The organism is Streptomyces diastatochromogenes (assembly GCF_002242805.1).
GTDB classification, from domain to species: domain Bacteria; phylum Actinomycetota; class Actinomycetes; order Streptomycetales; family Streptomycetaceae; genus Streptomyces; species Streptomyces diastatochromogenes.
This window is the reverse complement of record NZ_MCGQ01000034.1, coordinates 144,196-159,834: the sequence shown is the minus strand read 5'-3', so window position 1 is coordinate 159,834 and position 15,639 is coordinate 144,196. Positions and strand designations below refer to the sequence as shown.

Genomic DNA, 15,639 nt, shown 5'->3' with positions numbered 1-15,639 from the left:
AGGCCGGGAACCGGAGGAGCGAACTAGAACGAGATCCCTTCAGGGGCTTGAGTTCCAGTGGCCTATGGTGTAATTGGCAGCACGACTGATTCTGGTTCAGTTAGTCTTGGTTCGAGTCCAGGTAGGCCAGCTCGCAGAGCTCATCTGCAAAGCCCCCGTTGTGTAGCGGCCTAGCACGCTGCCCTCTCAAGGCAGTAGCGCCGGTTCGAATCCGGTCGGGGGTACTGATCCTGATCCTGTCGGGATCGCTAGGGCCCCCGTTGTGTAGCGGCCTAGCACGCCGCCCTCTCAAGGCGGTAGCGCCGGTTCGAATCCGGTCGGGGGTACGACTGGTCTAAACCATCATTGGTCTATGGTGTAATTGGCAGCACGACTGATTCTGGTTCAGTTAGTCTTGGTTCGAGTCCAGGTAGACCAGCTCGGACCTGCGGAAACGCAGAGTCCACGCCCCCGTTGTGTAGCGGCCTAGCACGCCGCCCTCTCAAGGCGGTAGCGCCGGTTCGAATCCGGTCGGGGGTACGCACAGGGAAGGCCCTCCACTTCGGTGGGGGGCCTTCGTCGTACCCGGCCCTACTCGAAGCCGTACCGCCGGCCCGACTCCTCCTCCTGGGCCAGTCGGCGCAGCGCCTGCAGCATCGGCTCGGTCAGTACGGCGCCGAGCACCGCCGTCTCCATCTTCTCCGCCTCCGACGGATGCGTCTCCACGAAGTCCACGTCGAGTTTCGCGACCTCGTGCATCAACTTCCCGTACTCCACCAGCAGTTCGGCGCCCCAGTCGTAGCCCAGCCGGCGGAACGCGGCCACCGCCACCACCAGGGAGCGGTACGCGGGCGAGATGGTCGTCAGCAGCCGGGCGTTGGACCAGCCCAGTGTCTCCAGCAGCTTGTCCGCCTCCCGGTGCGCGGACTGGACGTACTCGTCCTCCTCGTCCGGCTCCGGCACCTGCGGCAGCGCCCACAGGGCCGCGCCCAGCCGGATCGCGCGCCCCAGGGACTCGTCGTCGACGTTCCGCAGCACCTCCCGGACCGTGGCCACCGGGAGCCTGCCGACCTGGATCATCGCGCGCACCAGCCGCAGCCGGCGCAGGTGCTCGTCGTCGTACTCCGCCGTCGTCGTGTTGATCTGGCGGCCCGGCGGCAACAGGCCTTCGCGCAGGTAGTACTTGATCGTCGCGGTGGACACACCGCTGCGTCTGCTCAGTTCGGCGAGCCGCATGTCTTGCGCTCCTTCTTGGATAAGGGCACTATCCAAGCATTCGTACTTGGATAGCGCCGCTCACCAACGAGGGGGAAATCATGGTGTCCCGTACGACCGCCGACGCCAAGGGCGAGGTCGTCGTCCTGCTGATCGGCATGCGGATCAACCGCTTCTGGGCGGTGCATCTGTGGCTGCCGGTGATGGTCGCGATGATCCGCATGCTGCGGGAACTGGAGCGGGCTCCCGAGCGGGGGCTGCGGAGCCGGGTGCTGCTCACCGCGTCGCCCCGGACGTACTACGTCGTGCAGTACTGGGAGTCCAAAGAGAAGCTGTACGCCTACGCGACCGCGCCCGACGCCCTCCACCACAAGGCGTGGGCGCTGCTCAACCGCAAGGAGCGGACCGGCAAGCTGCGCGGGCAGGTGGGCATCTGGCACGAGTCGTACGTCGTGCCGGAGGGGTCGTACGAGGCGATCTACGGGGACATGCCGGCGTTCGGGCTGGCCGCGGCGCACGGGCAGGTGCCGCTGGAGAAGCGGGGCCGGTATGCGAAGGACCGGTTCGCGTACCGGTCGCAGAAGGCGCCGGCGGCGGAGAAGGCCGGCTGACGCGAGGGGGAGCGGGGGAGCGAGGAGGGCCTGCCGCGGCGTTGGGGCAGGCCCTCCTCGGTGCTCCGGAAAGCCCGGCTCAGCCCGTGCGGCGCAGGGCCTCCGAGAGGCGGGCTGCCGCGTCGATGACCGCCTGGGCGTGCATACGGCCCGGGTGGCGGGTGAGGCGCTCGATGGGGCCGGAGACCGACACGGCGGCCACCACGCGGTTGGAGGGGCCGCGCACGGGCGCCGAGACGGACGCCACGCCCGGCTCGCGCTCGCCGATGGACTGGGCCCAGCCGCGGCGCCGTACGCCCGACAGGGCCGTCGCCGTGAAACGGGCACCCTGCAGGCCGCGGTGCAGGCGCTCCGGCTCCTCCCAGGCCATCAGGATCTGCGCCGAGGAGCCCGCCTTCATGGTCAGCGTGGAGCCGACCGGGACCGTGTCCCGCAGGCCGGAGAGGCGCTCCGCCGCGGCCACACAGATCCGCATGTCACCCTGGCGTCGGTAGAGCTGTGCACTCTCGCCGGTGACATCGCGGAGGTGGGTGAGCACGGGGCCCGCCGTGGCCAGCAGGCGGTCCTCGCCGGCCGCCGCCGCCAGTTCCGCGAGGCGCGGGCCGAGGATGAACCGGCCCTGCATGTCGCGTGCCACCATGCGGTGGTGTTCCAGGGCCACGGCCAGGCGGTGGGCCGTGGGTCGTGCCAGTCCGGTGGCCCCGACCAGACCCGCGAGGGTGGCCGGACCGGACTCCAGAGCGCTCAGGACGAGGGCCGCCTTGTCCAGAACGCCGACGCCGCTACTGTTGTCCATGCAACGATACTCACGTCTCACTCTGTGAAACGCAAGTTCAATTTTCCGTGGAACGCGCCACCCTGGAATCACACAGCGGCCCGCAGACCAACGGGCCTGGCGGTGGACGCCCGGAATCACGACTTCAGGGGCCCCTAAAAAGGCAGTCGCCGCTTCCTCAAGATCTCTAGTTGGGCCGGTGGACGTTTGCCGGTCGGAGGGAAAGCGATGGGTAGGACACTCGCGGAGAAGGTCTGGGACGACCACGTCGTCCGGCGCGCCGAGGGCGAGCCCGACCTCCTCTTCATCGATCTGCACCTGCTGCACGAGGTGACCAGCCCGCAGGCCTTCGACGGTCTGCGCAAGAGCGGTCGCCAGGTGCGCCGTCTCGACCTCACCATCGCGACCGAGGACCACAACACCCCCACCCTCGACATCGACAAGCCCATCGCCGACCCGGTCTCCCGCGTCCAGCTGGAGACGCTGCGCAAGAACGCCGCCGAGTTCGGCGTGCGCCTGCACTCGCTGGGCGACGTCGAGCAGGGTGTCGTGCACGTCGTGGGGCCGCAGCTGGGTCTGACCCAGCCGGGCACCACCGTCGTCTGCGGTGACTCGCACACCTCCACGCACGGTGCCTTCGGTGCGCTGGCGTTCGGTATCGGCACCTCCCAGGTGGAGCACGTGCTGGCCACCCAGACGCTGCCGCTGGCCCGCCCCAAGACCATGGCCATCACCGTCGAGGGCGAGCTGCCCGAGGGCGTCACCGCCAAGGACCTGATCCTGGCGATCATCGCCAGGATCGGTACGGGCGGCGGCCAGGGCTACATCCTGGAGTACCGCGGCTCCGCCATCGAGAAGCTCTCGATGGAGGCCCGGATGACCATCTGCAACATGTCGATCGAGGCCGGTGCCCGCGCGGGCATGATCGCCCCCGACGAGACCACCTTCGCGTACCTGAAGGGCCGTGCGCACGCCCCCGAGGGCGCCGACTGGGACGCCGCGGTCGAGTACTGGAAGACCCTGAAGTCGGACGAGGACGCCGTCTTCGACGCCGAGGTCGTCATCAACGCCGCCGAGCTGTCGCCGTTCGTCACCTGGGGCACCAACCCCGGCCAGGGCGCGCCGCTTTCGGCGTCCGTCCCCGACCCGGCTTCGTACGAAGACGCTTCGGAGCGCCTGGCCGCCGAAAAGGCCCTGGAGTACATGGGGTTGGAGGCCGGTCAGCCGCTGCGCTCCATCAACGTGGACACCGTCTTCGTAGGCTCCTGCACCAACGGCCGGATCGAGGACCTGCGCGCCGCCGCGGACCTGCTGCGGGGCCGCAAAGTCGCCGACGGCGTACGGATGCTGGTCGTCCCGGGCTCGGCGCGGGTCGGTCTGCAGGCCGTCTCCGAGGGCCTGGACGTGGTCTTCAAGGAGTCCGGCGCCGAATGGCGGCACGCGGGTTGCTCGATGTGCCTCGGAATGAACCCCGACCAGCTGGCCCCGGGTGAGCGCTCCGCGTCCACCTCCAACCGCAACTTCGAGGGCCGGCAGGGCAAGGGCGGCCGTACCCACCTGGTGTCGCCGCAGGTCGCGGCCGCGACCGCCGTCCTGGGCCACCTGGCCTCGCCCGCCGACCTGTCCGACGCCCCTGCGCCCGCTGGAGTCTGAGAATCATGGAAGCCTTCACCACCCACACCGGCCGGGGCGTCCCGCTGCGCCGCAGCAACGTCGACACCGACCAGATCATCCCTGCTCACTGGCTCAAGAAGGTGACCCGGGACGGCTTCGAGGACGGCCTGTTCGAGGCCTGGCGCAAGGACGAGAACTTCGTCCTCAACCGGCCCGAGCGGCAGGGCGCGACCGTGCTGGTCGCCGGCCCCGACTTCGGCACCGGCTCCTCCCGTGAGCACGCCGTCTGGGCGCTGCAGAACTACGGCTTCAAGGCCGTGATCTCCTCGCGCTTCGCGGACATCTTCCGGGGCAACTCGCTGAAGAACGGCCTGCTCACCGTGGTTCTCGACCAGAAGGTCGTGGACGCGCTGTGGGAGCTGATCGAGCAGGACCCCACTGCTGAGGTCACTGTGGACCTTGAGGCGCGTGAGGTGCGTGCCGAGGGCGTGACCGCCTCCTTCGAGCTGGACGAGAACTCCCGCTGGCGGCTGCTGAACGGCCTGGACGACATCTCCATCACCCTCCAGAACGAGGGCGACATCGCCGCCTACGAGGCCAAACGGCCCGGCTACAAGCCGCGCACGCTCCCGGTCTGATCCGGCTCTGATCCAGGTCTGATCCAAACCTGATCCGGATCACCCGAGCGGGTCGAGATTCGGCCACCCCAACACCCCGTCTGTACCCCCGATCGCCACGATCGGGGGTACAGCCATGTCTGCGCCCGAACGGCCCTCGGCGTTCTCCCAGGTCCGCTCAACTCCCCACGTTAGGAAGGCCGTTGCCGGGGTACGCGAGTGTGGTGAACGCGGCTTCCGCAAGTGCCCGGAAGGCCGTTTGAGGCGGCAGTTACACCCTGCGCAGGCGACAACTCGCCCCAGATGGCACAATCTGTGCATGGAACACGACGGCCAACTCGAGCTCTATGCGGCGGTCGCGGACCAACTGAAGGAAGCGCACACAAGAGTGCGCGCACTGCAAGTCCCGGAGGGCGTACGGATGGCGCTGACCCGGAAGCTGCTGGTCATTACGGCCGCGGCCAAGCACGATCTCGCCGATGCGGCAAGGCGGCTCGAGCGGTTCAACAAGGACCTCGACGAGGGTCGGATCCCCGACGAGGACCGCTGAACAGCCCGAGACAACCGAGTCCGTTGCGGCACAAGGGTGATAAGCCCGTTTCGTGTTTGATTTGCGGTATATATCTGCCTAACGTGCGAAAAAGCTTGAACACATTCGTTCTGGCGATGTCTCCGAAGGGGAAGACGTGAACAAGGCGCAGCTCGTAGAAGCGATTGCCGACAAGATGGGCGGCCGCCAGCAGGCCGCCGACGCTGTCGATCATGTCCTGGACGCCATCGTCCGCGCGGTCGTCGCGGGCGAGCGGGTCTCGGTCACCGGCTTCGGGTCCTTTGAGAAGGTGGACCGCCCCGCCCGCTACGCCCGTAACCCCCAGACGGGCGAGCGGGTTCGGGTCAAGAAGACCTCCGTGCCGCGCTTCCGTGCGGGCCAGGGCTTCAAGGACCTGGTCAGCGGCTCTAAGAAGCTCCCGCGCGGCGGCGAGGTCGCCGTCAAGAAGGCGCCCAAGGGCAGCCTGACCGGCGGGGCTGCCGCGACGGTCAAGAAGGCCGCGGCGAAGAAGGTCACCAAGGCCGCCGCGAAGAAGGTCACCGCGAAGAAGGCCGCACCGGCGAAGAAGGTCACGGCGAAGAAGGTCACCGCCAAGAAGACCACCGCCAAGAAGACGACGGCCGCCGCGAAGAAGACCACGGCGAAGGCCGCCGCGAAGAAGACGACGGCCAAGAAGGCCCCGGCGAAGAAGGTCACCGCCAAGAAGGCCCCGGCCAAGAAGTCGACGGCCCGCAAGACCACCGCGAAGAAGGCCACTGCCCGCAAGGCGTCGTAAGTCGCCAGGGCACTCACGCGCCGGGCCGGACTCCCCTGGGGAGCCCGGCCCGCGGCGTTTTCCGGGGAGCCTCAGAGCGTCTGCAGGGTCACCAGTGTGATCCGCAGGCTGTCCCCGGCACCCTCCGTCTCGATCCGCACCCGCTGCCCGGGCCGCAGCAGCCGCAGTCCGCCCGCGTCGAACGCGGCCGCGTCGAAGGGCACGGGGGTGCCGTCGTCCAGCAGCACTTGGCCGCTGCGGGTGTCTGGGTCGTACGTGTATGCGGTTGCCTGCATGATGGCCAGCCTAATGCTCGCCGGGGTTCGGGGGCGCGTTGTGGGGTTACGGCACGTTGCCGGGTGCGGGCCGGTGGGGGCTGGTCGCGCAGTTCCCCGCGCCCCTGGGGAGTTGCAGTCCCGTCGGCCGCATAGTTGCCGTCCGTAGCTGCGGGCAGTCGTGCCGCTAGGGGCGGCACGGGTGGGCGCAGCGGCACCCTGTCAGCGCCGGTAAGCGGCCCAACCCCCGCCCAGCCACCGCGCCGGCGCCTCAGGACCCCGGGATCAGCAAGCCCGCCGACGCCGACGCCGTGTACCGCCCCACCCCGAGTACCAGTGCCGAGCGCAGGTCATGGCCGGTGTCCACGTCCTGGCGTACCGAATCGACCTCGGTGAGGGCGAGTTCCGTCGCGCCCGAGATGCGGTGGCGGGCCCGGGAATCCGTACCGAAAGCCGGCCGCAATTCTTCGGCAGGGGCCGCGGCCAGCAGCGTCGTTCCGAGCGCGGCCGCGTCCGCGAGAAAGGCGCGCGGGAATTCGGCCGCCGCGTCCAGTACCCGGGACAATTCCAGCGGGCGCAGAGCGGGGAGATCGGCGTTCAGCGCCGCCACCGCGGCACGGGGTCGCATTTCCCGTACGACGGCCGCTCCGTGCGCCAGAGCGGCGTTCAGGCCGCTCGCCGGAGCGTCCGGGACGATCCGGGCGCCCAGCGCCGCCAGCTCCCGGCCGGCCAGCGCGTCGTCCGTGACGACCGCCACATCCGCGACCGCCGGACAGGCCAGCGCCGCGGCCACCGTGTCCTGTGCGAACGCGAGTGCCAGCCCTGGGCGCACCCCGTCGTCGGCGGTGTCGGAGAGCCTGCTCTTGGCCCGCGCCAGAGGCTTCAGGGGGATGACCAAGGTCCACTGCACCGGCGTACCGCCCCTCTCTTGTCGCGCTCATTGTCACCTGGGGCATCCGGCACGCCGGGATCGGGGAGGGGCGCGAAGCTCCTTGCAAGGGCGGTGGCGGGTGACGGGCGGGCGTACGGTGTTCTCGACAGACCGGCGGCCTGGGGCGACACTTGTGCGGCCCCCGGGCCCCGAGCAAGTCCTAGAGGAAGGTGTCCGCGTGTCCCGCCGCAGAATCGGGTTCTGGTACCGCTTCGCAGCGGTCCTCTGCAAACCGCCACTGGTGGTTCTGATCAAGCGGGACTGGCGTGGAATGGAGCACATTCCGGCCGACGGCGGATTTATCACCGCGGTCAACCACAATTCCCACGTGGACCCCTTCGCGTACGCGCACTATCAGTACAACACCGGACGGGTTCCGCGATTCCTGGCGAAGAGCGGACTTTTCAAGAAGGGATTCGTCGGTGCCGCGATGCGCGGCACCGGGCAGATCCCGGTCTACCGCGAGAGCACGGACGCGCTCAGCGCCTTCCGGGCCGCGATCGACGCCGTGGAGCGCGGCGAGTGCGTCGCGTTCTACCCCGAGGGCACCCTCACCCGCGACCCGGACGGCTGGCCGATGACCGCCAAGACCGGTGCCGCCCGGGTGGCCCTGCAGACCAAGTGCCCGGTGATCCCGGTCGCCCAGTGGGGCTGCAACGAACTGCTGCCGCCCTACGCCAAGAAGCCCCACCTCTTCCCGCGCAAGACCCACCACGTCCTCGCGGGCCCGCCGGTGGACCTCTCCCGCTTCTACGACCAGGAGATGACCGCGGACGTCCTCAAGGAGGCCACCGAGGTCATCATGGCGGCCGTCACCCGCCAGCTGGAGGAGATCCGCGGCGAGAAGGCGCCCGAGACGCCGTACGACCCGCGCCGCGAGCGGATCGAGCAGCGGCGCAAGACCCGTGCGCAGAGCGGCGAGGAGTCCTCGCTGAGCGCGACGGAAGCGGCCCCGGCCGGCACGGAGGTCGCGCGGAGCGGCACGGAAGAGGAGAGCGGCAAGTGAGCAAGCCTGTCCGGGCGGCCGTCATGGGCACCGGCTCGTGGGGCACCGCCTTCGGCATGGTCCTCGCCGACGCGGGCTGCGAGGTCACCCTGTGGGCCCGCCGCCCCGAGCTGGCCGAGGCGGTCAACTCCACGCGGACCAACCCCGACTACCTGCCCGGCGTCGAACTCCCGGAGAACCTGCGCGCCACCGCGGACCCGGCCGAGGCGCTGCGGGACGCGGACTTCACCGTCCTCGCCGTCCCCTCCCAGACCCTGCGCGCCAACCTCGCCGAGTGGACCCCGCTGCTCGCGCCCGGCACCGTGCTCGTCTCCCTGATGAAGGGCGTCGAACTCGGCTCCACCATGCGGATGAGCGAGGTCGTCGACGACGTCGCCAAGGTCGGTGCCGACCGCATCGCCGTGGTCACCGGACCCAACCTGGCCCGGGAGATCGCCGCCCGCATGCCGGCCGCCGCCGTGGTGGCCTGCACCGACGAGACGGTCGCCCGGCGGCTCCAGGCCGCCTGCCACACGCCGTACTTCCGGCCGTACACGGAGACGGACGTGGTCGGTTGCGAGCTGGGCGGTGCCGTGAAGAATGTCATCGGCCTCGCCGTCGGCATCGCGGACGGCATGGGGCTCGGCGACAACGCCAAGGGCTCGCTCATCACCCGCGGCCTCGCCGAGACCGCGCGGCTCGGTGTGGCACTCGGCGCCGACCCGATGACCTTCTCCGGACTCGCGGGCCTCGGCGACCTGGTGGCCACCTGCTCCTCGCCGCTGTCCCGCAACCACACCTTCGGCACCAACCTCGGCAAGGGCATGACCCTCGAGGAGACCATCGCCGTCACCAGGCAGACCGCCGAGGGCGTCAAGTCCTGCGAGTCCGTGGCGGATCTGGCCCGCCGGCACGGCGTGGAGATGCCGATCACCGAGACGGTCGTGGACATCGTGCACGAGGGCAAGCCGCCGGTGGTCGCCCTCAAGGAGCTGATGTCGCGCAGCGCGAAGCCCGAGCGACGCTGAGCGACGCCCCCTTTCCGGCGGCCCGTCGACGCTGTATCCGGGCTCTACCAACGGGTACTCTCAACGCGATATGAGCACCGAGAACCTCCCCCAGAGCCCTGAGCAGCCGTCCCGCAAGCCGCGCGTGGCCGTCGTGTTCGGCGGACGCAGCTCCGAACACGGCATCTCCGCCGTCACCGCCGGCGCCGTCCTCAAGGCCATCGACCGGACCAAGTACGACGTCCTGCCGATCGGCATCACCCGGGAGGGCCGCTGGGTGCTGACGGCCGACGAACCGGAGCGGATGGCGATCACCGACCGCCGCGTGCCCGCCGTCGAGGAGCTGGCGGAGTCGAGCGAGGGCGGCGTGGTGCTTCCCGTCGACCCCGCCAGCCGCGAGGTGGTCTACAGCGAGCCCGGTTCCGTGCCCAAGGCCCTCGGAGAGATCGACGTGGTCTTCCCGGTGCTGCACGGCCCGTACGGCGAGGACGGCACCCTGCAGGGCATGCTGGAGCTGTCCGGGGTGCCGTACGTGGGCTCGGGCGTGCTCGCCTCGGCCGTCGGCCAGGACAAGGAGTACATGAAGCGGGTGTTCACCTCCTTCGGGCTCAAGGTCGGCCCGTACGTGGTGATCCGGCCCCGCGAGTGGGAGCAGGACGAGTCCGCCGCCCGCAAGAAGATCATCGACCTCGCGGGCGAGCACGGCTGGCCGCTGTTCGTGAAGCCCGCGCGCGCGGGTTCGTCGATCGGTATCACCAAGGTCGACGGCCTGTCCGGCCTGGACGAGGCGATCGCCGAGGCACAGCGGCACGACCCGAAGATCCTGGTGGAGGCCGCGGTGCGCGGCCGCGAGATCGAGTGCGGGGTCCTGGAGTTCGAGGACGGGCCGCGCGCCTCCGTCCCGGCCGAGATCCCGCCGCCGGACGCCCACGCGTACTACGACTTCGAGGCCAAGTACATCGACTCCACGCCCGGCATCGTCCCGGCGCCGCTCACCGACGAGGAGACCGCCGAGGTGCGGCGGCTCGCGGTCGAGGCGTTCGACGCGGCCTCCTGCGAGGGCCTGGTCCGCGCGGACTTCTTCCTCACCGAGGACGGCGAGTTCGTCATCAACGAGATCAACACCATGCCCGGCTTCACGCCCATCTCGATGTACCCGCAGATGTGGCAGGCCACCGGCATCAGCTACCCGGAGCTGGTGGACCGCCTGGTGCAGGCCGCACTGCGCCGCTCGACGGGGCTGCGCTGACCCGCACCGGCACCGTCATCTCATGGAGGCGATCCCCTTGGGGATCGCCTTCTTCACGGCGGGCGCGAGTCCGGTGAGCACGGGCGTGGCGTCCTCGCCGGGCATCCCGTCGGGCAGGTTCACCTGCACATAGGCCTCGCGGTTGGCGGTGGTGAACCGCCAGGTGCCGTCGCCTTGCTTCTCCATCAGCCAGTCGACCCCGTCGACCCCGCCCGCCACGGCGTCCCGGTCCCCGCCCTCGGCCACCTTCGGGTCGACCATCTTCGGCGGCCGTACGACACCGCAGCGCAGTATGATCGCCGGGCTTCCCCAGCCCGCCGTGTAGGCGGACCGGGGCTCGGGGTCGTGATGTCCCCGTCCGTCCAGCTTCTCGGGGAGCACCCGGTGCAGATCCCGGCACACCTTCGCCGTCCTCGCGTCGGGGCTGGGAACCGCCACCGTGGCGCTGTCGTCTGCTGTTGAGCAGCCCGCGACCGCGATCAGCAGCACGGGCGCGAGCAGGCCGAAGGGCCGGTGACGGAAGATGTTCACCGGCCAAGCGTAGACGGGGGCTACAGATGCACCACCGGACAGGTCAGGGTGCGGGTGATGCCGTCCACTTGCTGGACCTTCGCGACCACCATGCGACCGAGGTCGTCGACGGTGTCGGCCTGGGCGCGCACGATGACGTCGTACGGACCCGTCACGTCCTCGGCCTGGAGCACTCCAGGGATCTTGCTGATCGTCTCGGCGACGGTCGACGCCTTGCCGACCTCCGTCTGGATCAGGATGTACGCCTGTACCACGGAACCTCCAGGGCGGCCACGAGGATCATGTGGGGAAAAGGAACGCCACGGTATCGCGTCGCCGCTCCCCGCGGGGAGACCTGCGGGAACCGGGCTTGCGCGCCAGGGTGCAGGCACGACAGAAGTTGACGGTCACCTCGACCGTATCGGGGACACTGGTGGGGCGCGACCGGGCACGACAAGGGACAGAAGGGGAGCAAGGGTCATGAAGGGCACTGTTGGTGAGCTGGGGGAGTTCGGGCTCATCAGGGAGCTCACCTCCCGTCTCACCACCACCCCGGCGGTCCGGATCGGCCCCGGTGACGATGCCGCGGTGGTCGCCGCGCCCGACCGGCGGGTGGTGGCGAGCACCGACATCCTGCTGGAGGGGCGGCACTTCCGCCGCGACTGGTCCACGGCCTACGACGTCGGCCGCAAGGCGGCGGCGCAGAACCTCGCGGACATCGCCGCGATGGGCGCCGTACCGACCGCGCTGCTGCTCGGCCTGGTCGTACCGGCCGAACTCCCGGTCACCTGGCCCAGCGAGATGATGGACGGCCTGCGCGACGAGTGCCAGGTCGCGGGCGCCTCCGTGGTCGGCGGGGACGTCGTACGCGGGGACACGATCATGGTGTCGATCACCGCGCTCGGCGATCTGCGCAACCAGGAGCCGGTGACCCGCGCCGGCGCCCAGCCCGGCGACCTGGTGGCCGTCACGGGCTGGCTGGGCTGGTCCGCGGCCGGCTACGCGGTGCTCTCACGCGGCTTCCGCTCCCCGCGCGCGTTCGTCGAGGCCCACCGGCGCCCCGAGCCGCCGTACCACGCGGGCCCGGCCGCCGCCGCGCTCGGCGCGACCGCGATGTGCGACGTGAGCGACGGACTGATCGCCGACCTCGGGCACATCGCCGAGGCCAGCAAGGTCCGCATCGACATCCGCTCCGGCGCGATCGACATCCCCACGCAGATGAACGACATCGGGCAGGCCGTCGGCGTGGACCCGCTGCAGTGGGTGCTGACCGGGGGAGAGGACCACGCGATCGTGGCGACCTTCCCGTCGGACACCAAGCTGCCGGCCCGCTGGAAGGTCATCGGCGAGGTCCTCAACCCCTCGGCGCTGCCCCAGGTGACGGTCGACGGGGCGCCCTGGACCAGCAAGGGCGGCTGGGACCACTTCGGGGACATCGAGTCATGATTCCCCGGGTCCTCACGGTGGCGGGCTCCGACTCCGGCGGCGGGGCGGGCATCCAGGCCGACCTGAAGACGATGCTGGCGCTCGGCGTGCACGGGATGAGCGTGATCACGGCCGTGACCGCGCAGAACTCCCTGGGCGTGCAGGGGGCCTGGGAGCTGCCCGTGGAGGCGGTGCGGGCGCAGTACCGCAGCGTCGTGGACGACATCGGCGTACAGGCCGTGAAGACCGGGATGCTGGCCTCGGCCGAACTGGTCGAGGCGGTCGCCGAATTGATCTCCGGCACGGACGCGCCCTCGGTCGTGGACCCGGTGGGCGTCTCCAAGCACGGTGACTCGCTGCTGGCCACGTCCGCGCTGGAGTCGGTGCGCACGAAGCTGCTGCCGGTGGCGACCGTGGCGACCCCGAACCTCGACGAGGTGGCCCAACTCACGGGGGTGCGGGTCGATTCGGAGGATGATCTACGACGGGCCGCCGAGGCCGTGCTGGAGTACGGGCCGCGCTGGGTACTGATCAAGGGCGGACATCTGTCCGGGGACGCCGTGGACCTGCTCACGGACGGCTCCGCGGAGCACTGGCTGCGGGCGCCCCGCCATGACAACCGGCACACCCACGGCACGGGCTGCACGCTCGCCTCGGCGGTCGCCTCGGGCCTGGCGAAGGGGCTCTCCGTGCCGGATGCGGTCACGGCGGCCAAGGCGTACGTCACCGGGGCCATCGCCGCCGGGTTCGCGCTGGGGGCGGGGATCGGGCCGGTGGATCACGGGTGGTGGTTCCGGACGTGAGCTGACGCGCGCGCACGGCGGGCGTACGGCAAAAGAGCGCGGGGGTACGGCAAAAAGCCGGCCCACCCTGAGGTGGACCGGCTCAGTGCAGCGAACCAGCAGTGGCCGCGCGCTTAGCTGTGCGTCAGCGCGAGACCTTGCCGGCCTTGATGCACGAGGTGCAGGCGTTCACGCGCTTCGGCGTCCCGCCGACCACGGTACGCACACGCTGGATGTTCGGGTTCCAGCGACGGGACGTACGGCGGTGCGAAAACGAGATGTTGTTGCCGAAGCCCGGCCCCTTGCCGCAGACGTCGCAGTTGGCAGCCACGGGTCACTCCAAAGACTTCAGATGCACTTACGGATAATCCCGGCAGGCCGGGATCGAGATCGCAGGATCAGAGATCTGAGTGGCTTTGCCAGGGGAACGGCTCGATCTGGATCGAGCAACCGGAGCAGCATACAACGACTGCGCCAGTACAACGAAACTACCATGGCTGCTCAGGGGCCCGCTCCCGGCCCTCTTCCGGAGCACACCACTCCGGGGTCTACGCTGCGTCCACGTCCAGCCAGTCAGGGAGGCGCAGGTGGCGCAGGTGCCGCAGACATTCTTCGATGCTCTCGCGGTGCGCACCTGGTGCGGTCTGGCGCTGGGGGCGCTCGGGAGAGCGCGCGAGGAGATCGACGCGATCAACGTCTATCCGGTGGCCGACGGGGACACCGGGACGAATCTGTACCTGACCCTGGAGTCGGCGGCGACCGCCGTGGAGGCCGTGTTCGCCGGGTACGGGACGGGCGCACAGGAGCCCTCTCTCGCGGACGCCGTGCGCGCGATGGCCCACGGGGCGCTCATAGGCGCCCGGGGCAACTCCGGGACGATCCTCGCCCAGCTGCTGCGGGGCATGGCCCAGGTGCTCGCGGACGACGCGTCTCTCGCCGACGGCGCGGGACTGCGGCTGGCCCTGCGGCAGGCCGCCGACTCCGCCCGCCAGGCCGTGGCCCACCCGGTCGAGGGGACGGTGCTGACGGTCGCCTCGGCCGCCGCGGACGCCGCAGAGGGAGCCGAGGGCGACTGCGGGACGATCGCGCGGGCCGCCTACGAGGGCGCCAGGACGGCCCTGGCGGCGACTCCGGGACAGCTGGCCGTGCTGGAGCGGGCCGGGGTGGTCGACGCGGGCGGCAGAGGGCTCGTGGCCGTGCTGGGGGCGCTGGTGGAGGCGTTCACCGGGGAGGCGGTACGGGAGGCCGCGAAGGCGCCGGAAGCCGTCCCGGGGGCCGCGGCCGTTTCCGACGTGCACGCGCGTGTGGAGGCCGTCCTCGATTTCGATGCCCACGCACGCGTGGAGGCAGTTTCCGAGAGCGACGCCCACGCGCGCGTGGAGCCCGTTTCGGATGCGGACCTGTGCGCCGAGGGCGCCGAGACCGGCGGACCCGCCTACGAGGTGATCTATCTCCTGGAGGCCGGCGACGAGGCCGTGGCCCGGCTGCGGGAGCGGCTCGACGGCCTCGGGGACTCCCTCGTCGTGGTCGGCGGCGACGGGCTGTGGAACGTCCACGTGCACGTCGACGACGCGGGCGCCGCCGTGGAGGCGGGCGTCGAGGCCGGGCGGCCGTACCGGATCCGGATCACGCACTTCGGGCTCGGCGACGTGCACACCGGCGGCGCGCGGCCGCCGCGCGAGCGCGCCCAGCGGGCCGTCGTCGCCGTCGTGCCCGGCGAGGGCCTGGCCGGGCTGTACACCGAGGCCGGCGCGACCGCCGTGCTCGCGCGCCCCGGGGAGCCGCCCGCGAGCGGGGAGCTGGTGCAGGCCGTACGGCGTGCCCACGCGCGCGAGGTCGTGCTGCTGCCCAACGACGCCGAGCTGCGCCACACGGCCGCCGCGGCCGCCGAGCAGGCCCGCACCGAGGGCATCCGGGTGGCCCTGATCCCGACCCGTTCGGCGGTCCAGGGCATCGCCGCGCTCGCCGTGCACGAGCCGCAGCGCCGCTTCGACGAGGACGTCGTCCAGATGACCTCGGCGGCGGGCGCCACCCGGTACGCCGAGGTCGTCGTCGCCGAACGCCAGTCCTGGACCATGGCCGGCATCTGCCAGGCCGGGGACGTCCTGGGCCTGATCGACGGCGATGTGGCAGTGATCGGCGCGGACGTCACCGCCACCGCCGAGACCGTCCTGGACCGCATGCTCCAGGCCGGCGGCGAGCTGGTCACCCTCGTCGTCGGCGACGAGGCGCCCGAGAGCGTCGCCGACCGCCTGGAGGCACGCGTGCGCGAGTCCTACCTCGCGGTGGACACCGTGGTGTACCGGGGCGGCCGACAGGGGGCGCTGCTGCTCATCGGCGTGGAGTGAGCGGGCGCGGCC

General features: G+C 70.7%; 18 protein-coding genes and 5 tRNA genes. 16 read left to right on the top strand and 7 right to left on the bottom strand.

The annotated features are described in order from the left end of the window. Positions 1–58 precede the first annotated feature (58 nt). The 5 genes from BEK98_RS33820 to BEK98_RS33800 all read left to right on the top strand — a co-directional run bounded on the left by BEK98_RS33820 (position 59) and on the right by BEK98_RS33800 (position 519). Positions 59–130 (top strand) — tRNA-Gln (locus BEK98_RS33820). Positions 131–151: 21 nt separating this feature from the next. Beyond that, positions 152–224: transfer RNA gene (locus BEK98_RS33815), tRNA-Glu, on the top strand. A gap of 29 nt (positions 225–253) precedes the next feature. Then, positions 254–326: transfer RNA gene (locus BEK98_RS33810), tRNA-Glu, on the top strand. 20 nt (positions 327–346) lie between these two features. After that, positions 347–418: transfer RNA gene (locus BEK98_RS33805), tRNA-Gln, on the top strand. Positions 419–446: 28 nt separating this feature from the next. After that, a tRNA-Glu gene (locus BEK98_RS33800) sits at positions 447–519 on the top strand. Positions 520–570: 51 nt separating this feature from the next. Here BEK98_RS33800 and BEK98_RS33795 read toward each other — a convergent pair. Next, the gene (locus tag BEK98_RS33795; protein ID WP_094220550.1) at positions 571–1,215 is read right to left on the bottom strand and encodes a MerR family transcriptional regulator; all 645 of its coding nucleotides are present in this window, start codon (positions 1,213–1,215) and stop codon (positions 571–573) included. An 80-nt stretch (positions 1,216–1,295) separates the two neighbouring features. Here BEK98_RS33795 and BEK98_RS33790 point away from each other — a divergent pair, with 80 nt between their 5' ends. Then, positions 1,296–1,805: a DUF4188 domain-containing protein gene (locus BEK98_RS33790; protein WP_094220549.1), complete on the top strand. Its 510-nt coding sequence runs from the start codon at positions 1,296–1,298 to the stop codon at positions 1,803–1,805. A 79-nt stretch (positions 1,806–1,884) separates the two neighbouring features. Here BEK98_RS33790 and ndgR read toward each other — a convergent pair whose 3' ends face one another. Then, positions 1,885–2,601: an IclR family transcriptional regulator NdgR gene (gene ndgR / locus BEK98_RS33785; protein ID WP_030577649.1), complete on the bottom strand. Its 717-nt coding sequence runs from the start codon at positions 2,599–2,601 to the stop codon at positions 1,885–1,887. Between the two features lie 207 nt (positions 2,602–2,808). Between ndgR and leuC the strand changes: the two genes are divergently transcribed. The 4 genes from leuC (at position 2,809) to BEK98_RS33765 (ending at position 6,136) form a co-directional block, all read left to right on the top strand. Then, entirely contained in the window at positions 2,809–4,233 is a 1,425-nt protein-coding gene (leuC, locus tag BEK98_RS33780; RefSeq protein WP_094220548.1) for a 3-isopropylmalate dehydratase large subunit, read from the top strand. Positions 4,234–4,238: 5 nt separating this feature from the next. Further along, positions 4,239–4,832, top strand: a complete 594-nt coding sequence (leuD, locus tag BEK98_RS33775; protein ID WP_094220547.1) for a 3-isopropylmalate dehydratase small subunit — start codon at positions 4,239–4,241, stop codon at positions 4,830–4,832. 298 nt (positions 4,833–5,130) lie between these two features. Continuing rightward, positions 5,131–5,361: an SCO5555 family protein gene (locus BEK98_RS33770; protein WP_094220546.1), complete on the top strand. Its 231-nt coding sequence runs from the start codon at positions 5,131–5,133 to the stop codon at positions 5,359–5,361. Positions 5,362–5,497: 136 nt separating this feature from the next. Further along, positions 5,498–6,136 (top strand): HU family DNA-binding protein, encoded by a 639-nt coding sequence (locus BEK98_RS33765; RefSeq protein ID WP_094220545.1) that lies wholly within the window; start codon positions 5,498–5,500, stop codon positions 6,134–6,136. Between the two features lie 71 nt (positions 6,137–6,207). On the opposite strand, the gene BEK98_RS33760 is transcribed toward BEK98_RS33765, so the two are convergent. Together BEK98_RS33760 and cofC are read right to left on the bottom strand one after the other, a co-directional pair. Continuing rightward, positions 6,208–6,411, bottom strand: coding sequence for a hypothetical protein (locus tag BEK98_RS33760; protein ID WP_094220544.1), 204 nt, complete (start codon positions 6,409–6,411; stop codon positions 6,208–6,210). A gap of 250 nt (positions 6,412–6,661) precedes the next feature. Continuing rightward, on the bottom strand, positions 6,662–7,300 hold the full coding sequence (gene cofC, locus BEK98_RS33755; RefSeq protein WP_094220543.1) for a 2-phospho-L-lactate guanylyltransferase: 639 nt from the start codon (positions 7,298–7,300) through the stop codon (positions 6,662–6,664). 199 nt (positions 7,301–7,499) lie between these two features. Between cofC and BEK98_RS33750 the strand changes: the two genes are divergently transcribed. From BEK98_RS33750 to BEK98_RS33740, 3 genes are all read left to right on the top strand, one after another. Beyond that, positions 7,500–8,327 (top strand): lysophospholipid acyltransferase family protein, encoded by an 828-nt coding sequence (locus BEK98_RS33750; protein WP_244202099.1) that lies wholly within the window; start codon positions 7,500–7,502, stop codon positions 8,325–8,327. Further along, on the top strand, positions 8,324–9,334 hold the full coding sequence (locus BEK98_RS33745) for an NAD(P)H-dependent glycerol-3-phosphate dehydrogenase (RefSeq protein ID WP_094220542.1): 1,011 nt from the start codon (positions 8,324–8,326) through the stop codon (positions 9,332–9,334). Before BEK98_RS33750 ends, BEK98_RS33745 begins: the two co-directional genes overlap by 4 nt. A 70-nt stretch (positions 9,335–9,404) precedes the next feature. Next, entirely contained in the window at positions 9,405–10,562 is a 1,158-nt protein-coding gene (locus BEK98_RS33740) for a D-alanine--D-alanine ligase family protein (RefSeq protein ID WP_094220541.1), read from the top strand. Positions 10,563–10,577: 15 nt separating this feature from the next. Here the strand turns inward: BEK98_RS33740 and BEK98_RS33735 are convergent, their stop codons facing one another. Both BEK98_RS33735 and BEK98_RS33730 read right to left on the bottom strand, forming a co-directional pair. After that, on the bottom strand, positions 10,578–11,093 hold the full coding sequence (locus BEK98_RS33735; protein WP_094220540.1) for a DUF3515 domain-containing protein: 516 nt from the start codon (positions 11,091–11,093) through the stop codon (positions 10,578–10,580). Positions 11,094–11,113: 20 nt separating this feature from the next. Next, positions 11,114–11,347 (bottom strand): Lrp/AsnC family transcriptional regulator, encoded by a 234-nt coding sequence (locus BEK98_RS33730; protein ID WP_003993216.1) that lies wholly within the window; start codon positions 11,345–11,347, stop codon positions 11,114–11,116. Positions 11,348–11,552: 205 nt separating this feature from the next. Here BEK98_RS33730 and BEK98_RS33725 point away from each other — a divergent pair, with 205 nt between their 5' ends. Continuing rightward, entirely contained in the window at positions 11,553–12,518 is a 966-nt protein-coding gene (locus BEK98_RS33725; protein WP_094220539.1) for a thiamine-phosphate kinase, read from the top strand. Further along, entirely contained in the window at positions 12,515–13,300 is a 786-nt protein-coding gene (gene thiD / locus BEK98_RS33720; protein ID WP_094220538.1) for a bifunctional hydroxymethylpyrimidine kinase/phosphomethylpyrimidine kinase, read from the top strand. The genes BEK98_RS33725 and thiD overlap by 4 nt, the downstream gene beginning before the upstream one ends. A 124-nt stretch (positions 13,301–13,424) precedes the next feature. Here thiD and rpmB read toward each other — a convergent pair whose 3' ends face one another. After that, on the bottom strand, positions 13,425–13,610 hold the full coding sequence (rpmB, locus tag BEK98_RS33715) for a 50S ribosomal protein L28 (RefSeq protein ID WP_009190838.1): 186 nt from the start codon (positions 13,608–13,610) through the stop codon (positions 13,425–13,427). 256 nt (positions 13,611–13,866) lie between these two features. On the opposite strand from rpmB, the gene BEK98_RS33710 reads away from it, so the two are divergent. Then, positions 13,867–15,627 carry a DAK2 domain-containing protein gene (locus BEK98_RS33710; protein ID WP_094220537.1) on the top strand — a complete coding sequence of 587 codons (1,761 nt, stop codon included), beginning with the start codon at positions 13,867–13,869 and terminating at the stop codon, positions 15,625–15,627. Positions 15,628–15,639: the final 12 nt, after the last annotated feature.